Raw genomic sequence first — 17460 nt, forward strand, 5'->3', positions numbered from 1 at the left:
AATTTTTATTCTAAAAAGTTAGATGTAGAAAATAAATTATTTAAAGCAAACTTAATTAGTTGACCTAACGACTAGATCGGTTTGAATTAGCGTGTTTCTTGAGTAATATAATACAACTAGAAACTATCTTTCTATCTTTTTCAGTTTTCATATCGACTTAAAACCTTTTATTTACACCATCACTACATGAAACAATGCTCGGTAAAATCGGAAAGAAAATTTTTGACGAGGTAATTTATCCGCATCTTGGTGAAAGACACAAAGAAGTAATAATACCGCCTATGAATGGTGTCGATACTGGAGCAATTGAACTTGAAGGTAATAAGATTATGGTGGTAAAGACTGATCCAGTTTTTATCGTACCACAATTTGGTTTCAGAAAGGCTGCATGGTTTGCCGTTCACATTCTAGCGAGTGATGTTATGACTTCGGGTATTCCTCCTAAATATGCTATGATTGACCTTAACTTACCTCCTTCTATGACAGATGACGAACTGAAGGATATGTGGATCGGAATTCATGAGGCGTTAAAAGAGATAGGTGTGATGGTTGTAGCGGGACATACGGGAAGATACGAAGGAGTGTCCTACCCTATGCTAGGCGGTTTCACTATGATAGGGATTGGAGACAAAGAGAAGCTAGGAATGCCATCAAAAGTGAAAGAAGGCGATTTGATTATAGTGACAAAAGGTCCCGCCATTGAAGCTACCGGTCTCTTAGCTAACCTATACCCAGAGTATTTTAGGCAAAGGTTACCTCTGGAGCTCTTTAAAGAAGCCTTAGATATGTATTGGCAAATGTCTTGTTGGAAGGACGGACTAATTGCAAGTGAAATAGGGATTCACTTGATGCATGACGCGACAGAAGGAGGTCTATGGAACGCCCTCGTTGAAGTTTCCGAGGTAACCGGGAAAAAGCTGGTAATATTTGAGGATAAACTGTTCATTAACCGTGCTGTCAAAGCTGTTACGTCTTTAGTGGGTATAGACCCTTTCATCTCTATTAGCGAGGGCACGATGATAATAATAACTGACAAGGTGAAAGTAAAGGATGCATTAATTAAAGAAGGCATACAAGCTGAAATAGTTGGAAGAGTGGAGAAAGGTGAAGGGGTATACGTAGGTCAAAAGAGGATAGAGAAACCTTCAGAAGACCCCTTTTGGGAGGCTTTCTTTAGACTTCAAAAACAATCAGTATAACACTAGGGGGCTAACTCTCTTTTATTTTAACAGTGTTATACATAGCACCCTAAGGACTACATAACTTCCTGATTTAAGTTTTGTAGATTATTTATAATTATGATTCCAGTTAGCGTGATGACAACTGGTTTAGGCACTGTCTCCTTTAGTGTTAAAGGGGTATATAATAAAGAAAATCTCAGTAAATTTAGCGAAGTATCGCGACCTGTTGTGACATGGAACTTGACGTATAAATGCAACTTAAAATGCATTCATTGCTATATTGACGCCTCAAATGATAAACAAGACGCTTTAAGTACTGAGGAAGCTTTGAATTTGATAGACCAGTTTGCTGAGCTAAAAATCCCTCTGATAATATTGAGTGGTGGAGAACCGTTAATGCGGAGGGATTTCTTTAAACTAGCTTCATACGCTAGAGCGAAGGGATTGAAGTTAGCCCTTTCCAGTAACGGTACGCTAATCACCAAAGATGTTGCCAGAAAGTTAAAAGAACTGAATTTTTCTTACATAGGAATAAGTCTTGACAGTGATAGTGCAGAATTTCATGATAAATTTAGGGGAGTTGAAGGAGCCTTTAACATGACAATAAACGGCATTAAAAACTCTGTGGAAGCTGGTCTTAACGTAGGTTTAAGGTTTACAATTTCCTCGTTAAATATACATAGATTAGATGGTTACATTGAACTTGCACTGAAGCTCGGAGTAAAGAGAATTACATTTTACCACTTATCAGCAAGCGGTCGCGGAAAGGGATTAGTCAATTTAATGTATACACCAGAACAATATGAGAAGTTCATTAACAAACTTATTGACTACTCGTTCAAGCTTAAAGGCATTATAGAGATAGAGACTACATTAGCACCTTTCGACGGGATTTTCATCGCAAAGAAGTTGGCTAGAAATGAAGAGGAGTTTCAGCAATACCTAAAGTTCGTAGAAAATTCAGGTGGGTGTGGTAGAAAGATGATATCGATATATCCAAATGGAGACGTTTATCCCTGCCAGTTTATTGATTTCGTAAAATTAGGAAACGTTAAGACTCAAAGGCTTAGTGAAATAATAGCTTCTATTCCTGACGTGTTCATTAATACCGAAAAATATCTCAAGGAAGGAAAATGCGCCGAGTGTGAATTTAAGAAATATTGTAAAGGTGGAGATAGGGCAAGAGCCTATTATTGGTATGGAAATATTTTCGGGAGTGACCCATTATGCCCTTTGAAAAGTCTCCGCATTTAATTTTCTGGGAAGTAACTAAAGCTTGTCCATTAACATGCAAACACTGTAGAGCTAACTCAATTAGTTCCCCTTTACCTGATGAGTTGAGCACAGAAGAAGGGAAGAAACTACTAGAGGAGATTGCTGAGTTTGGTAAAGTAGTTATTGTATTTACGGGAGGTGACCCATTATTACGGAAAGATATATTCGAACTTCTAACCTACGCTAAATCTTTAGGACTAGTTACCTCAATAGCACCTGCCCCCTCCCACCTCTTAAGCTCTGAGACAATAGAGAAGCTGAGAGGTATACTATCATACATGTCCATAAGCCTTGATGGTGCACAACCGCAAACTCACGACTGGCTGAGAGGTTTAGGGAGTTATAAATATGCAATCAAGGGAATTGAGACAGCCTTGAGATACGGAATTAATATTCAAGTGAATACGTTAGTTTGGAAAAGGAATTATGAGGAATTACCCGAGATCGTGAAGTTATTAAAAGATTTAGGAGTTAAAGTGTGGGAAGTGTTCTTTCTTATTCCGGTAGGGAGAGGGACGGCAGAGCTAGATATACCACGCGAACGTTATAGAGAAGTGATTGAATTCCTTGTGGAAGTAACTAGATATGACCTTGTTGTAAGGACAGTGGAGGCACCATTCTTTAGGAGAGCTAAATTAGAATACTCAGAAGATATTACAACTATGAATCCTTTGATAATAAAGTTGAGAAAAATGCTCGGTGAACCTATGAAAGGTGTTGACAAAAGTTTGATTCCAACTAGAGACGGAAGCGGAGTGCTATTTATCGCATATAATGGTGACATATACCCTAGCGGATTTTTACCGATAAGGTTAGGTAATGTGAGAACTGATAATATTGTAAAGATTTACAGAGAATCAGAATTATTAAATATGATCAAATCAGGAAAACTTAAGGGAAAATGCGGAACTTGTAACTACAATAGGATATGCGGAGGTAGTAGGGCTAGGGCATATGCAGTATATAAAGACCCATTAGCTGAGGATCCTGCATGTTATTACTAAACTAATGGTGACGGTGCTCGTCATGAGTAGGTTTATCAGTCTCTGGCAACTCTCCCTTCAGCAGCCTTTCAAGTGCTTCCTCGACCTTAAGACCTGGAGCTAAATATATTTTTGCCTTTCCTTTTAACAATCTGACGCCAGGAGGGCCTATTTCAGCAACAACAACAGCATTGATACCTTTATCTAAAGCAGATTTTAACATATGCAATCCGCGAGCTGCTGTAGCCCTTAAGGCTGGATTCTCATACTTTTCAACTAACGTAAACTTGCCTCCTTCAAGTTGATAGATCATAACCTCTGATCCTTCACCGGGCCCATCCACGAATCCGTTTGTAACGGGTATTGCTACTTTCATTAATATCAATTTCGATATTGGTAGAAAAACTTAAAAAAGTAACTATTGAAGTTAGTAGGGAAAATCAAATAAAAACTTAGAATAATACTGATTGATAGTCTTGCTCTATTTTAACATTTATTACGTTTATCTTATTTGGATTAGCGTTGAATATTGCGTCCTTTAGATCTGTAATTCCAACAACTGTAATCGCCTTAAGCGATCTTTCCAGTATCTCGTCATAGTTTTCATTACGAGGCGTTTTAGAAATTGTAGGTATGTCGGAAGAAGTAACATCGAGAGTCGTTGAACCGTTGTCGTTCATAACTAGTAATATTCCTCTTGCCTTATTCAATCTAGAACTTAATACACCTAGATTTGATATTACACCTTCAATATCGGTCACGGCAATCGTATTAGGATCGTTAGAACGAATTATACCTCCTACTGCTATATTACGTTCTAATAGTGACTCGCTCGTTATCCATGTGTAAGGTTTCTCTATAGGTAACCTTACGAAGTCTAGTGTCGGAGCTGATAAGTCTACAAAAACTTTTGAGAACTGATATTGTTGTACAACTCTTACTACGTCATAAGGCCATAAACCGCCATGAGAATTTAAGATATGAATCTTCCTATAGGTCTTAATCTTCTCTCTTGATCCCCTCTTAACTGCCTCTTTAACCTTAGCTTTTATTAGTGTAAGAAGTTCCTTAAGGAATAGACCCGTATCTGCGACAAGAGGAACATGAGCCATGAAAACTTTACCGATATCTTCACCATCTATATTATTATGTACTAGGTAGCCTTTAACCTTCATAGACCAGCCGGCTGTAGCTAATTGTGTGAACCTAGTACCTAGTGCTAATATTACGTCTGCCTCCTCTAATAGCTTAGCTCCTTCACTGGTCGCGAAAAGACCTAATCCTTCCCCTGCATATAAGGGGTGAGAAGCCGGAATAGCCCCCTTAGACCTAAACGTTGTGATAACCGGGATATCTAATAATTCCGCTAACTCTAGGAGTTCTTTTGTAGCTCCTGCAGCAAGCACTCCGTAACCGGCTATAATTACTGGGGTCTTAGAGTTTCCTAATAATTCACTTATCTTAGCTACTGTGTTTTTATCCGGAGTTCTCTTCTCGGGCTTCTGCTCAGCTGGCGATAATGGATAGGCCTTAAGCCTAAAGAGATCTTCAGCTATTTCTATGTATACTGGCCTATTCCTATTGCTTAGGGCTTCTTTATACCCCTTTTCTACAGTTACTGTTATTTCTTCAATACTTATAACCCTCTCTCGTAACTTAGTAATGGGTGCTATGGCTGATGATACGTCATCAGGTGTTCTCAGTTCTCCTATCCTACTCCTACCCGTGTCTCTGTAAGACCTTACGGTAGATATTATAAGTAGGGGCTGAGAGTCCACGAAAGCTTGAGCTATTATATCAGTAGCCTCTAGCACTCTATTCCCTGGAGCAACAAGGGCTGTCCCTACTGTGTTAAACTCTCTAGAATATGAATCAGCCATTAAAATTGCTTCCCTAGCTGAAGAAGTTATATTAGCATTAATTTCATACTGCTTTAATCTTTCTAATATAAAGTCTGGAACGCTATAAGGAACAAAAACATCCTTAATGCCGAGTTCCTTTATAACGTAAGCCAATGCTTCGTCTCCTTTCATTTCCTTTCCTACGGTCTCCTCTTTCCTTTTTGGTTGGCTCACAATATACTACGGCTTACAAAAGTATAAATTTTTTAAAAGCCGGGGGCGGGACTCGAACCCGCGAAAATAGCGGGTGACGGCTGTAAATCTCTGCGGCCCGCCGCCTTAACCGCTCGGCCACCCCGGCATTCAAATTAGGATATGTCATAAAAGTATTTTAAGGTTATTGTGATGATTGATTAACGTGAGATTTTGATAGCGTTTTCGAAAGTCGGAGAAGTTCTTAAAGAAATTAAGGAACTTACTGACTTCGTAATAATCGGGGATACTGTAGTTGATTTAGAATTAGGTAGAAAAGGTACTGAAAGTGATATAGACTTATTTATTCTTTCAGTTAGTGTTTTTATAGACGAGGATAAAATAAGGGAATTCGCATTTGATCGTGGTTGGGACTTTGGAAAAACACCTATTGATACTCCCAGACTAATAGTAGGTGTTGATGACGAGCAACTTCAGGTAGATATGTATGAAAATATTCAAGACTTCTTTGTACCACAAGACATTATAGAAAATGCACAAGAAAGAAAAATTGGTAACGAGTATTTCAAAGTGATCAGGATAGAAGACTATATTTTACTTAAGGCAAATGCTTTTAGAGAAGAAGACGAGGATGAACTGAAGACTTTAGTGTACTTAATAGGAAGTGGAAAAATAGAAATAGATAAAAATTACTTAAAATCACACATTCAGTCTTTTCAAGAAAATGCAAAAAGTATCGAGGATAGACTTAAAAGTATCGGTATTAAGGTCTAACCTTTCTTGGCTGGTAACTCTTTCTTCTTCGGCCTTAGATTTTTACTATGACATCTCCTGCATTTTGTTGCCCTAATTGAGTTTAGAGCTCCACATTCTCTACACACTTTCTTTAAAAATACTCTTTGTTGTACTATTTGTAGCTTCACGGGATCGGTGAGTGGCATTTTTAACCCCAATTCACATATATCAAACGGTTCAAAAAACTTTGTGTTAGAGGCGGAGTTGAATTAAGATGAAGATACCGTTAGACTATATTTGTGTTAAAAGCGGTCTTTTGTGTAACCGTTGCCAATCTATGATTGATCGTGGAGAGGTAGAAAGTTTTGAAGTAGAAGTAATGAAAATTTTGTTAGATTTAGAAGAGACACAATTCAAAGAGCTAAAAGATACTACCTACCATAAGGCGTTTAAATTGAACAACCTACTTATTCTGATAGTAACTAGCGGACCGTCTATGACTTACCAAAAGTGGATAAAAGTTGCTAAGATTCTTCAGGATAAACTTGGCGTAAAAGTGAGAATTTTAGAGAAGAGTAACAATATAAAGTCTACTGCAAGCCAACTTTTAACACCTGCGAGAGTTCTAGGAGTTAACACTGTATGGTTACCAGACGGAACCGTACAGTACGTTGTGAGAGTCTCAAAATATGAGAAGAAGTTTTTACCGGCTGACGAAACTTCCCTAGAAGCTGCACTATCAAAGATTCATTCAATACCAGTTAGAATAAGGGTGGAGTAAAAATTGCTTAAGAACTATTATAATAACCAAATATTACCCGAGTTAGAGGGTAAGGAAGTTGTAGTTGCCGGCTGGGTTCATAACATAAGAGACTTAGGTGGTAAAAAGTTCATAATACTTAGAGATGCTAGCGGAATAGGGCAAGTCGTAGTTGATAAGGACAGTCCGGCGTTTAAAGTAGCTAATGAATTAACTCAGGAAAGCGTAGTGAGGATTAAGGGAAAAGTGAAAGCCGACAAGAGAGCACCTAGAGGTGCTGAAATTCACGCTGAAGATATAGAGATTTTAAGTTTAGCAAAAGTGCCCCTGCCTCTTGACGTAAGCGGAAAGGTAAAGGCTGATATTGACACGAGACTTAGAGAAAGAGTATTAGACCTAAGAAGACCTGAAATGACTGCTGTAGTAAAAATTCAGTCAGTGGTGTTAAGGACTTTTAGAGAAACTTTATACAATGAGGGTTTTGTTGAGATCTTTACTCCAAAGATTATAGCTGCAGCTACAGAAGGAGGAGCCCAGCTCTTTCCAGTGATATATTTTGGCAAGGAAGCTTTCTTGGCTCAAAGCCCACAGTTATATAAGGAACTTATGGCGGGAGTAGTGGAGAAAGTTTTTGAAATCGGACCAGCATGGAGAGCTGAAGAGTCGGACACTCCATATCATTTAGCCGAATTTATAAGTATGGACGTTGAGATGGCGTTTGCTGATTACAATGACGTTATGAATTTAATCGAAAAATTGATCTATAATATAACCCAAAGAGTAAGTGAAGGCTGTAAGGAGGAATTAAAACTACTAAATTACACTCCGCCTACCGTAAAACTTCCTATAAAAAGAATTCCATATAAAGAGGCTATAGAGATACTTCAAAGTAAAGGATTAAACATTAAGTTTGGGGATGATATAGGAACCCCCGAATTGAGAATATTGAATGAAGTAATTAAGGAAGAGTTATACTTCATAACCGATTGGCCCACTATGGCTAGACCCTTCTATACTAAAGTTAAGGATAATGAACCTGAGGTAAGCGAAAGTTTCGATCTTATATATAAATGGTTAGAAATAGCTTCAGGCAGTACTAGGAATCATAGGAGAGAGATACTAGAGGAAGCTCTCAAAAAGAGAGGATTAAGACCAGAGAGTTTTGAGTTCTTCCTTAGATGGTTCGACTACGGAATGCCACCTCACGCTGGATTTGGAATGGGATTTGCCAGGCTTATGGTTATGCTAACTGGAATACAAAATGTTAAGGAGATAGTACTATTTCCGAGAGATAAAAAACGCCTAACGCCTTAGGTAAAGTTCCTAGGATCACCTCTGCTTATTTCTCTAATTACTAACGTAGCATACATACCCCGATCCAAGGAAAACGAGATTTTTTTGCTTTCGTTCTTAAGTTCAACCTTAACGTTTCTGAGCCTCATAAAAGCTTGTCTTTTTAAATCTCTCAAGTTAACTTTAATTTCTGGAATATTAAAAGAATAACCTACTATACCTTCTTCAATAGCTATTTGCCTAATTAAGGGATCCATGGGCTCAACAAACTTCTTCGGAACAGTAAGAATCACGTTATCAGCTTCTCTCCCTCTCAATTTATCCGCCATTAGAGAAAGATACTTGTTAAATAGATAAGATTGGTAAGCTTCAACGAAAAATCCTAGAGGGGTCTTAACCCTTTTAATTGCAGACAAACAGTCTTCCCCTCTAATTAGAGCTTTCAGTACTTCCCTTTCATCCCTGAACTTTTTAGGGAAAAGTTGGAGCGCCTTTTCATAGTCTCCTTTTTCATATGCTAATCTTGCCTCCTTTATTATCTCATGCTCCAATTCAAAAGGATGACCGATCAACCAATTAATTGCCTCACACCATTGCCTTAGAAATAAGTATTTCCCGACCAAGTGCGTATTAGGTCTCCTTGTGCCGAACCTTTGATAACCTATATAAGCAAATAGATATTTCACATTGCTCACAGTTGTCAATCTCTTGGCGAGTTCATTTTCGTCATCACTAACTAATTCTAACTCAAAAATATTACCCGTGTGGTTAAATTTTTCGTCTGAAAAACCAAGAAAATTTACCTCGAACTTTTCCTCCTTGTAATTGTCTATTTCAGGTTTACCTGAAAAGTAGATTATCTGTTGCGTTATTGCGTTAGTATCCTTTATTCCAATATAAATAGGTTTTCTACCGGTTAGTCTAGTTATTTTATCGATAACAGTGAAATGATCTATTCCGATCTTCTTTAATAGATATACAGCATATTTACCCTTGTCCTTTCCTCTCCACTCAGTTACGGGTTTATACGAAATCTCTTCGACTACAATAAATCCATCCGGTCTGGGTATTTTAACGTTTAACGGAGCCCATTCTTCGTTTATGTAATATTTCTCGAGTCCTAAAGAGAGATCTATCAAAGGAGGTGTTACAGTAATTTTAGGTCACCCGTTATTTTATCTATAATCTCTGAAGGAGCAGGCCCTATACCTACGCATGTAATAGTGCCAGGCTCTAATTGAGTCTTACCTGCATCCTGAATCACAACTGTAGGCAAATTGTAATCTTGTGCTAGCTTGGACCTTTTTAGTAATTCTTCAAGACTGTTAACCTTAACCACAATCTTGGGTTGTCCTTCAGATAGCCATTCTTCGAGCCATTCCCTCCAACTTTCTTTTCCTTTTTTTAATATATCCACAACTAAAGAAACCGCAGCGTGAGCTACTTGTGCGGCAGTTTTTCCTTTTCCCATTTCAATATCTGTCCTCACTATTATAACCATTTTAATTGGCATAAGCAAAGAGAGAATTTATAAGGTTATTAAAAAGTATTGTAAGCAATGAGTATTTCATTTAGGTTAAGCTTAAAAGAGGAAATAGAACCACCAGTATGTTCAAGTTGCGGAAAGATAATACATCCCAGAGAGAAAGGCGTAGAATTTCTGTGCCCTAACTGCGGAGAAGTAATTATAAGAAGGTGCTATGAATGCAGAAAGCAAGGCGTCACTTACGTTTGCCCAAAGTGTGGATTTGAAGGTCCTTGAGGTGTAAGAGGAATGGCAGATGTGTTAGTTATTTTGAAGGTATATCCTGATAGTGACGAAGTAAACCTTGACAATTTAACACAACAGATAAACAGTAGATTACCACAAGGATATAAAATAGTTAGAAAAGACACGGAGCCAATAGCATACGGCCTAAAGGCATTAGTAGTATATATACAAATGCCAGAAAATACGGAAGGAGGTACGGAATCCTTAGAGGAAATAGTTAACGGAATAGAAGGAGTAAGTCATGCCGAAGTACTGCAAGTAACGCGTCTAGGTTTTTAAGTATTTCCCTTTTTAATTAATTAAATAATAGTTGATGCTTAAGCTCTTATACCTCATTTTTTATATTACTTAATGGGATTGCGTTGAGTAGTGCTGAATTTACTCCTTCGAAGAAGGAGCTTATCTTGAGAGTTGTTGAAGCTAAGCAAAAAGACGTTGGAAGGGGAAAAGTAAGGATAGACATTGATCTATTATCACAAATAGGCGTTAGCCCCGGAGAAGTAGTCGAGATCGAAGGACAGAGAAAGACTGCCGCAATAGCATGGCCTTTGGCCCCAGAGGATACATTGAATGAGGAAGACAAATACATCATAAGAATGGATGGTATAACGAGAAAGAACGCAGGAGTCGCAATAGGTGACAAAGTAATAGTAAGAAAGGCTAATCCGAAGGTTGCAACAAGTGTCAGGCTAGCTCCTTCAAATTTTTCTATTACGGTTGATCCAGGTTTCATTTCTTATGTTAAGAAAAAACTCAAGGACACCCCCCTAGTTGAAGGCGATACAGTTTTAATACCAGTATTAGGGCAAGCTATTCCATTTAGTGTTATCCAAGTAAGGCCACAAGGTGTAGCAATAGTATCCGACGAGACCAGTATAACGATATCAGAGAAACCGTTCGAACAAGCGAAGTATCCGAGAGTTACTTATGAAGATATAGGAGGGATGAAACATATAATTCAGAAAATAAGGGAGCTTGTTGAGTTACCGTTAAGGCATCCGGAACTATTTAAGAGACTAGGTATTGAACCACCTAAGGGTATTTTACTGTACGGCCCACCTGGAGTAGGTAAAACACTTTTAGCAAAAGCCGTAGCTAATGAAACTGAAGCCTACTTCACATCAATAAATGGACCTGAAATAATGAGCAAGTTCTACGGTGAAAGCGAGCAAAGACTTAGGGAAATATTTGAAGATGCAAAGAAACACGCTCCAGCAATAATATTCATAGACGAGATTGACGCGATCGCGCCGAAGAGAGATGAAGTAATAGGAGAAGTGGAAAGAAGGGTAGTGGCACAATTACTCACGCTGATGGATGGTCTTGAAAATAGGGGTAATGTTATAGTTATAGCTGCTACTAACAGACCTAATGCGATAGACCCTGCTCTAAGGAGACCCGGTAGGTTTGATAGAGAATTAGAGATCCCCTTACCAGATAAGCAAGGTAGACTAGAAATATTACAAATACATACGAGGAGTATGCCGTTATCTAAAGATGTCGATCTACAGAAATTAGCCGATATGACCCACGGATATACTGGAGCAGACTTATCAGCATTAGTGAGAGAAGCTGCTATGAACGCCCTAAGAAGATATTTGCAAATGATAGATTTAAGCCAAGATAAAATCCCACCTGAAATCTTAGAAAAAATGGAAGTTAATATGGACGATTTCCTTAAGGCATTCAAGGATATAGTGCCTAGCGGTCTGAGAGAGATATATGTTGAAGTACCAGAGGTTCACTGGGACGATATAGGAGGGTTAGATGATGTAAAAGAGGAGTTGAGAGAGGTAGTAGAATACCCATTAAAGTATAGAGAGGCATACGAGAATGTAGGTATTGAACCACCTAAGGGTATTCTTTTATTTGGCCCACCTGGGACTGGTAAAACAATGCTGGCAAAAGCAGTAGCAACAGAAAGCGGAGCAAACTTCATAGCAGTAAGAGGACCAGAAGTACTATCAAAATGGGTAGGAGAAAGCGAAAAAGCAATAAGAGAAATATTCAGAAAAGCAAGACAAGCAGCACCAACAGTAATATTCTTCGACGAAATAGACGCAATAGCACCAATGAGAGGACTTTCAGTAGATAGTGGTGTTACTGAAAGATTAGTCAACCAGCTATTAGCTGAAATGGACGGAATAGAGAAACTTGAGAATGTTGTTGTTATTGCTGCTACTAATAGGCCTGATATCTTAGACCCTGCATTACTCAGACCAGGTAGATTCGACAGACTAATCTACGTACCACCACCGGACAAAAAAGCAAGACTAGAAATACTAAAAGTACATACAAAGAACGTCCCACTAGCCGAAGACGTAACATTAGAGGAGATAGCCGAAAAGACGGAAGGATATACTGGAGCAGACTTATCAGCATTAGTGAGAGAAGCTACTTTAAGAGCTATCAGGGAACAAATGTCTGATTGTATGAAAAAAGCTGATGATAACTGTAAGAGAGGAGATAGTGAGTGCAGAGAAAAGATTATAAAAGAATGTATGAGTGGAAAAGGAGCTTTAGTAGAAAGGAAGCATTTCGACTTTGCACTCAGAAAAGTGAGACCATCAGTGACACAAGATATGGTGCAATTCTATCAGAACTGGGTAGATAAAGCCAGACAGCAATTACCCAGAGCTAATGTAAAGCCAAGTACTTTCACGTGAAATATATGTGGAGGGAAATTCCTTTACATTATGTAGTTCTTGAAAGATTAAGAAAACATAATGGACCAGTGACAGATGAAGACTTATACGAAGAAGTAAAAAAGGCAACAAACTATGAAGTACCTTTTTCTGATTTTCTTAAAACACTCATGAAGCTTGAGATGAGAGGTTATATTACGGTAACACTAATAAAAGAGAATGTCAGAATGATCACTTATATAGGTGATAAAGAATAGGTGTAGACTTATCCGAGTTAGTAGAGGATATAAAGAGAGAGCTCAGTTTTGGAGAGTTGAAGGGGAAAAAAATAAGTATTGACGCGTATAATGCTCTTTACCAATTCCTCGCAGCTATTAGACAACCAGATGGAACACCTTTAATGGACTCACAAGGTAGAGTCACAAGTCACTTAAATGGAATTTTTTATAGAACTATAAGTATCTTAGAAGAGGGAGTCATTCCAGTTTACGTCTTTGATGGAAAGCCTCCTGAGCAAAAAAGCGAAGAACTGGAGAGGAGGAGAAAAATAAAAGAAGAGGCTGAGAAGAAACTAGACCAGTTAAAGAAAGAAGGAAGCAGTGAAGCAAAAGAGTTAAAGAAGTATTCTCAGATGTCTATAAGGTTGACTAACGAAATGGCCGGAGAGAGTAAGAAACTCTTAGAACTGATGGGTATTCCGACAATACAAGCTCCGAGTGAAGGCGAGGCTGAAGCTGCTTATGTTAATTCTTTGGGTCTCACATGGGCGACTGGGAGCCAAGATTATGATTCTCTGCTTTTCGGAGCTACACGTTTGGTTAGAAACCTAACTATAACCGGGAAAAGAAAATTGCCTAAAAAAGACGTGTACGTAGAAATTAGGCCAGAACTCATTGAGCTTTCAGATCTACTTAAGAAGTTAGGAATAACCAGAGAGCAGTTAATTGACGTTGCCATACTGATAGGTACAGATTACGATCCTGATGGAGTTAAGGGCATAGGTATAAAGACAGCATATAGAATAATTAAAAAGTATGGTAAGATAGAAAATGCTATAGAAAAAGGTGAAATACCTAAGCAAAAAATCACATTTAATGTTGAGGAAATTAGATCTCTATTTTTAAATCCAAAAATAGAAAAGCCGAATACAGACCTGGAATTGAAAGATTGTGACGAGAAAGGGATCGAGGAACTTCTTATTAAGCAGCACGACTTCAGTGAAGAAAGAGTAAAGAACGCTATAGAAAGATTGAAGAGGGCAAAAAGAGAGGCTAAAGGTGCTGAGAGGCAAAAAGGACTCGATCAATGGTTTTGAGTAAGGACCTTGATTTAACGCATTATTTTCACTCTCTAAGCACGCTTTATCTTCATGTTCTCTTTTTATTGAAGGTTATGCGGGGGGTGGGACTTGAACCCACGCAGGCCTACGCCAGCGGAGCATACTGCTCTGAATGAGTCTCAGTCCGCCCCCTTTGACCTTGCTCGGGCACCCCCGCACTTACATTATTAACTGATATACAATTAAAAGTTTACGATAATAGGTATTTTTATGTATCTCAGATCTTTGATTTTTTAGCTGGGTTTAAACGTTCCTACCTCCTCTGGTTCCTCATACCATTTAACTCTCCTTCCTATCTTAGCTCTCATTTTCCATTTAACGGACTTAGGCTCTTCATCAATTACTTTCCTAAGTTTAATAAGTTTATCAGCGATGCATTTTGGAGGATTAAATTCCCTGAGTAGTTTATCTATGTTATCTGTAACAGTAGTATAAAATCCCCAATCATCAGATAAAACTTTACTAATATATTTAACATCTATTGTCTTTTCATTATCCTTATCTCCAAGCTGTAGGTCATAAAGCAAAGCGAAAATATCCTTGACGTCGTTTTCTGTCATTTTAACTATTTGTAGCTTAGTTAATAGTAAGTCTGAGGGCGGAATCGTAATCTTCATAATACCAAGTCTGTCCTTAAATGACATTTTATGACACATCTCAAATTCATCTAGAAATACATCAACATTAGAATTAAGCTCGGGATCATAAAAGATTAGTCTCCTATCTCCGTGTAATGCATTAAATCTTTTGTTACTTTCCATTCCAAAATTCTCAAGTAATTCCGTTATTTTCTTGCTCTGTTTTGAGAGACCGAAAAAATCAATATCTTTATAATTTCTAGGGAATTTTTCAGCTCCTTTTGGTGCGAGTATAGCTACAGCAGCTCCTCCTATTAATCTCAATAGAATTTCTCGTTTATTTGCCTCCTCTACTATGGTTAGTCCTCTTTGTAATAATTTTTCTTTAGTTATGTTACCTATCCTACTCCACCTTCCCATCTTATTATAAGTTTAATCTTATTTATATCCGTTATACTTCTTCTTTAAACTTTTATTAATAACTGCATAAGCCAGACCGTAGGGTAACCCGAGCACTAAACTCAAACCTGGAATTAAATTAAGAAGATACTTTTTAGGCGATTTGTAATATTTCAGTCCAAATGCTATTACAGGCAAATATAGAAATAAGATTAAAGGAGATGTAAATAATGAAATTATTGGAATTACATAATAGCTTCCGTAATATGTATAACCAGTTAACATTTGAAATTGTGTTAAACCGTCAAGTACTAGCATCATATCATATTTTGATCTCCACAAATTTCTTCTTGCTTCCTTTAGTGAGGACATTAAATTCTCTCTAGCATGAACCTTATTAAGGTGCAAGCACCTACCTTTAGTTGGTTTAACAATATATCCTTCTTTTTTAAGCTTAGCATATAGCCAGACATCTTCATCTCTCTCATATCTCTCGTCAAAGTAACCTACTCTTTTAATTACATCTAAATTAAGTGCTGAACATCCTAGATTCGGGTTTTCTTCAAGAGAATCTGAATCAACTTCTATTTCCTTTTCATCATAAGCATAGTGCATCCAAGTAAACGTGACCCCGTTCTTAAGGTTTTCAATCATTCTCGGAAGAGCTTTTTCAGATGGTATCACATCACTATCCAACATTACAACGTAGCTTTCATTGGCTAACTTAAGCATTTCGTTTCTTAATTTAGCCATGTTTACTTTTTTGAATCTCTTTGCAGTTACATGGTTAACACTATATTGAGAAATAACTTTAGCTAGATCCTCTCTTTCGGAGTTATCGTAAACTATGATCTTGTAATTCAGACTATTAGCCAATGCGGAAACTTTTTTTAGAACAGAGTCCAGCCAATCAGCTCTGTCTCCCGGACCAACAGGTATAATTATTTCAACCACGAGTTTAGACTAAATTGAGTGGGATTAAAAGTATAGCCGTAATAGCTCACGGTTACTCCAATGAAAAATTCTCGGGAGAGGGAAAAGTATATCATGAAGTGATCAGGGCTCTACAAGACTCCAATTTAGGTAAAATACAGTTAGTAACTTTCTCTAAACCTAAGAGATATTTACCTTTCGAGGTGAAATATGTTGTTCCTTTTAGGATCACGAAACTTGACAAATATCAACGTCTTCTAACCCTATGGAAAGCTAGAAGCCTAACTCCTTCGATCTTCGTTAACCTCAGCGGTACGCTGTTAAAGTTATCAGACATAGCACCTCACTTAGCTTATTCTGCGGCACCAGCGTTCACCACACCCGGCAAGTATTCATCTTCTATATTTTGGCGATTATACCTTTACCCATTTGAAAAATATGTGAAAGCTCACTTGGATAAGAACGCTATTATAATATCTAACTCTCACTATTCTGCGAGAAAAATCGAGAGCTTAGGATTAAATGTAAGGACTGTAATTTACCCTCCCGTAGATGTTGAGGAGTTCATCACAAACAAACTTGATTCCAATAAGGAAGAAGCTATAATAACTGTAGCTAGGATAGAGAGAGGCAAAATGTTAGAAAATACTATAAATATAGCTAGATTAACTAAATTAAAAACGTATATAGTTGGTTCTTTAAGTGATAAAAATTACTTAGGAAAATTAAGAGAGATTTCTAAGGGCCTTGAGGTAGAATTCCTTACTGACCTTCCTAAAAGAGAACTGGTGTCACTAATGCAAAGGGTGTCTGTGTATTTCCATCCCACTGTAGGAGAGCACTTTGGTATACCGATTGTTGAGGCAATGGCTTCAGGGACGATCCCGATAGTTCCTTCTGAAAGTGGAGCTTCGGAAATTTTACCTAAAGACTTGAGCTATAGTTCATTAGAAGAGGCTGCAGAAAAGGTCAAAAAGTACGTCAAAGGATGGAATAATCTTAGAAAAGAACTCATAGAAAAATCAATGTCTTTTTCCTCTTCCAATTTTAGAACCAAAATTATTTCGATAATATCTGAGATAATAAAATAAGTTATGCGGGGGGTGGGACTTGAACCCACGCAGGCCTACGCCATCGGGGTACTTACCTTTGGGGTCCTAAGCCCGACCCCTTTGACCTTGCTCGGGCACCCCCGCACTTAATGAAATCGAGTATTCAGGTAAAAAACTTTATGCGAAAAAATTAGTCTTTAACTGTCTCCAACATGGACACAATGTTCCAGATAGAGATGCGAGTATGAGTAGGCATATTAGGATCCTGACTTATTTCCTCCAAAATTCCTATTGCATTAGCTGCCCTAACAGCGGGGCTCAACGTCTGATCTTGTAAGTTCCTTATCGCGTCAGTTGCTGCTCGCCTAATATTCCTTGGTACTCCAGTATCATTCACAATTTTTTGAAGCATAACTATTGCTTGTTTTATCTTAGCCTCGTTGTCGTAAAGTGATGCCATTG

The 17460-nt window shown here is 37.9% G+C and carries 20 protein-coding genes and 3 tRNA genes; 12 read left to right on the forward strand and 11 right to left on the reverse strand.

Annotation, left to right across the window (positions count from 1 at the left end; translation table 11 throughout):
* The first annotated feature begins 194 nt into the window (after window positions 1–194).
* The 3 genes from WIW72_RS11595 to WIW72_RS11605 all read left to right on the forward strand — a co-directional run bounded on the left by WIW72_RS11595 (window position 195) and on the right by WIW72_RS11605 (window position 3460).
* Window positions 195–1199, forward strand: coding sequence for an AIR synthase family protein (locus WIW72_RS11595; protein WP_337699672.1), 1005 nt, complete (start codon window positions 195–197; stop codon window positions 1197–1199).
* Window positions 1200–1298: 99 nt separating this feature from the next.
* The gene (locus tag WIW72_RS11600) at window positions 1299–2435 is read left to right on the forward strand and encodes a radical SAM/SPASM domain-containing protein (RefSeq protein WP_337699670.1); all 1137 of its coding nucleotides are present in this window, start codon (window positions 1299–1301) and stop codon (window positions 2433–2435) included.
* Window positions 2408–3460: a TIGR04053 family radical SAM/SPASM domain-containing protein gene (locus WIW72_RS11605; protein WP_337699668.1), complete on the forward strand. Its 1053-nt coding sequence runs from the start codon at window positions 2408–2410 to the stop codon at window positions 3458–3460. Before WIW72_RS11600 ends, WIW72_RS11605 begins: the two co-directional genes overlap by 28 nt.
* Window position 3461: 1 nt before the next feature.
* Here WIW72_RS11605 and WIW72_RS11610 read toward each other — a convergent pair whose 3' ends face one another.
* The 3 genes from WIW72_RS11610 to WIW72_RS11620 form a co-directional block, all read right to left on the reverse strand.
* Window positions 3462–3815: a NifB/NifX family molybdenum-iron cluster-binding protein gene (locus tag WIW72_RS11610; RefSeq protein ID WP_337699666.1), complete on the reverse strand. Its 354-nt coding sequence runs from the start codon at window positions 3813–3815 to the stop codon at window positions 3462–3464.
* A 76-nt stretch (window positions 3816–3891) separates the two neighbouring features.
* Entirely contained in the window at window positions 3892–5514 is a 1623-nt protein-coding gene (locus WIW72_RS11615; RefSeq protein ID WP_337699665.1) for a thiamine pyrophosphate-binding protein, read from the reverse strand.
* Window positions 5515–5551: 37 nt separating this feature from the next.
* Window positions 5552–5641: transfer RNA gene (locus tag WIW72_RS11620), tRNA-Cys, on the reverse strand.
* A 65-nt stretch (window positions 5642–5706) separates the two neighbouring features.
* Between WIW72_RS11620 and WIW72_RS11625 the strand changes: the two genes are divergently transcribed.
* Window positions 5707–6267 (forward strand): nucleotidyltransferase, encoded by a 561-nt coding sequence (locus WIW72_RS11625; protein ID WP_337699664.1) that lies wholly within the window; start codon window positions 5707–5709, stop codon window positions 6265–6267.
* On the opposite strand, the gene WIW72_RS11630 is transcribed toward WIW72_RS11625, so the two are convergent.
* A complete protein-coding gene (locus tag WIW72_RS11630; protein WP_156004993.1) occupies window positions 6264–6434 on the reverse strand; it encodes a 50S ribosomal protein L40e in 171 nt (56 codons plus the stop codon). The genes WIW72_RS11625 and WIW72_RS11630 overlap by 4 nt on opposite strands.
* 68 nt (window positions 6435–6502) lie before the next feature.
* Here WIW72_RS11630 and WIW72_RS11635 point away from each other — a divergent pair, with 68 nt between their 5' ends.
* Both WIW72_RS11635 and aspS read left to right on the forward strand, forming a co-directional pair.
* On the forward strand, window positions 6503–7009 hold the full coding sequence (locus WIW72_RS11635; protein ID WP_156004994.1) for a transcription elongation factor NusA: 507 nt from the start codon (window positions 6503–6505) through the stop codon (window positions 7007–7009).
* A 3-nt stretch (window positions 7010–7012) separates the two neighbouring features.
* The gene (gene aspS / locus WIW72_RS11640; RefSeq protein WP_337699662.1) at window positions 7013–8302 is read left to right on the forward strand and encodes an aspartate--tRNA(Asn) ligase; all 1290 of its coding nucleotides are present in this window, start codon (window positions 7013–7015) and stop codon (window positions 8300–8302) included.
* On the opposite strand, the gene truD is transcribed toward aspS, so the two are convergent.
* The gene (gene truD, locus WIW72_RS11645) at window positions 8299–9420 is read right to left on the reverse strand and encodes a tRNA pseudouridine(13) synthase TruD (RefSeq protein WP_337699660.1); all 1122 of its coding nucleotides are present in this window, start codon (window positions 9418–9420) and stop codon (window positions 8299–8301) included. The genes aspS and truD overlap by 4 nt on opposite strands.
* Window positions 9421–9428: 8 nt before the next feature.
* The gene (gene pth2 / locus WIW72_RS11650; RefSeq protein WP_337699658.1) at window positions 9429–9794 is read right to left on the reverse strand and encodes a peptidyl-tRNA hydrolase Pth2; all 366 of its coding nucleotides are present in this window, start codon (window positions 9792–9794) and stop codon (window positions 9429–9431) included.
* Window positions 9795–9845: 51 nt separating this feature from the next.
* Here pth2 and WIW72_RS11655 point away from each other — a divergent pair, with 51 nt between their 5' ends.
* From WIW72_RS11655 to fen, 5 genes are all read left to right on the forward strand, one after another.
* The gene (locus tag WIW72_RS11655) at window positions 9846–10043 is read left to right on the forward strand and encodes a zinc finger domain-containing protein (RefSeq protein ID WP_156007908.1); all 198 of its coding nucleotides are present in this window, start codon (window positions 9846–9848) and stop codon (window positions 10041–10043) included.
* A gap of 12 nt (window positions 10044–10055) precedes the next feature.
* Window positions 10056–10331: an elongation factor 1-beta gene (locus WIW72_RS11660; protein WP_337699657.1), complete on the forward strand. Its 276-nt coding sequence runs from the start codon at window positions 10056–10058 to the stop codon at window positions 10329–10331.
* Between the two features lie 83 nt (window positions 10332–10414).
* Window positions 10415–12718: a CDC48 family AAA ATPase gene (locus WIW72_RS11665; protein ID WP_443295042.1), complete on the forward strand. Its 2304-nt coding sequence runs from the start codon at window positions 10415–10417 to the stop codon at window positions 12716–12718.
* A 5-nt stretch (window positions 12719–12723) separates the two neighbouring features.
* Complete coding sequence (locus WIW72_RS11670; RefSeq protein WP_337699656.1) at window positions 12724–12954, forward strand: hypothetical protein; 231 nt, start codon at window positions 12724–12726, stop codon at window positions 12952–12954.
* Complete coding sequence (fen, locus tag WIW72_RS11675; RefSeq protein WP_337700052.1) at window positions 12951–14012, forward strand: flap endonuclease-1; 1062 nt, start codon at window positions 12951–12953, stop codon at window positions 14010–14012. The genes WIW72_RS11670 and fen overlap by 4 nt, the downstream gene beginning before the upstream one ends.
* Window positions 14013–14090: 78 nt before the next feature.
* Here fen and WIW72_RS11680 read toward each other — a convergent pair.
* The 3 genes from WIW72_RS11680 to WIW72_RS11690 all read right to left on the reverse strand — a co-directional run bounded on the left by WIW72_RS11680 (window position 14091) and on the right by WIW72_RS11690 (window position 15967).
* Window positions 14091–14193: transfer RNA gene (locus WIW72_RS11680), tRNA-Leu, on the reverse strand.
* Window positions 14194–14269: 76 nt separating this feature from the next.
* Entirely contained in the window at window positions 14270–15034 is a 765-nt protein-coding gene (locus WIW72_RS11685) for a hypothetical protein (RefSeq protein WP_337699653.1), read from the reverse strand.
* 18 nt (window positions 15035–15052) lie between these two features.
* A complete protein-coding gene (locus tag WIW72_RS11690) occupies window positions 15053–15967 on the reverse strand; it encodes a glycosyltransferase family 2 protein (protein ID WP_337699651.1) in 915 nt (304 codons plus the stop codon).
* Window positions 15968–15981: 14 nt separating this feature from the next.
* On the opposite strand from WIW72_RS11690, the gene WIW72_RS11695 reads away from it, so the two are divergent.
* Window positions 15982–17037, forward strand: coding sequence for a glycosyltransferase (locus WIW72_RS11695; RefSeq protein ID WP_337699649.1), 1056 nt, complete (start codon window positions 15982–15984; stop codon window positions 17035–17037).
* A 4-nt stretch (window positions 17038–17041) separates the two neighbouring features.
* Here the strand turns inward: WIW72_RS11695 and WIW72_RS11700 are convergent.
* Window positions 17042–17142, reverse strand: a tRNA-Leu gene (locus WIW72_RS11700).
* Window positions 17143–17188: 46 nt separating this feature from the next.
* A complete protein-coding gene (locus tag WIW72_RS11705; protein ID WP_156005005.1) occupies window positions 17189–17458 on the reverse strand; it encodes a UPF0147 family protein in 270 nt (89 codons plus the stop codon).
* Between the last annotated feature and the right edge of the window lie 2 nt (window positions 17459–17460).

The organism is Stygiolobus sp. CP859M (assembly GCF_037389975.1).
Lineage (GTDB): Archaea > Thermoproteota > Thermoprotei_A > Sulfolobales > Sulfolobaceae > Stygiolobus.

Bases quoted from the DNA above. Each gene is read 5' to 3' on its own strand.
- WIW72_RS11610 (WP_337699666.1), bottom strand. From the start codon at position 3,815: ATGAAAGTAGCAATACCCGTTACAAACGGATTCGTGGATGGGCCCGGT.
- pth2 (WP_337699658.1), bottom strand. From the start codon at position 9,794: ATGCCAATTAAAATGGTTATAATAGTGAGGACAGATATTGAAATGGGA.
- WIW72_RS11600 (WP_337699670.1), top strand. From the start codon at position 1,299: ATGATTCCAGTTAGCGTGATGACAACTGGTTTAGGCACTGTCTCCTTT.
- WIW72_RS11630 (WP_156004993.1), bottom strand. From the start codon at position 6,434: ATGCCACTCACCGATCCCGTGAAGCTACAAATAGTACAACAAAGAGTA.
- WIW72_RS11685 (WP_337699653.1), bottom strand. From the start codon at position 15,034: ATGGGAAGGTGGAGTAGGATAGGTAACATAACTAAAGAAAAATTATTA.
- WIW72_RS11595 (WP_337699672.1), top strand. From the start codon at position 195: ATGCTCGGTAAAATCGGAAAGAAAATTTTTGACGAGGTAATTTATCCG.
- WIW72_RS11660 (WP_337699657.1), top strand. From the start codon at position 10,056: ATGGCAGATGTGTTAGTTATTTTGAAGGTATATCCTGATAGTGACGAA.
- WIW72_RS11670 (WP_337699656.1), top strand. From the start codon at position 12,724: ATGTGGAGGGAAATTCCTTTACATTATGTAGTTCTTGAAAGATTAAGA.
- WIW72_RS11635 (WP_156004994.1), top strand. From the start codon at position 6,503: ATGAAGATACCGTTAGACTATATTTGTGTTAAAAGCGGTCTTTTGTGT.
- WIW72_RS11705 (WP_156005005.1), bottom strand. From the start codon at position 17,458: ATGGCATCACTTTACGACAACGAGGCTAAGATAAAACAAGCAATAGTT.
- WIW72_RS11605 (WP_337699668.1), top strand. From the start codon at position 2,408: ATGCCCTTTGAAAAGTCTCCGCATTTAATTTTCTGGGAAGTAACTAAA.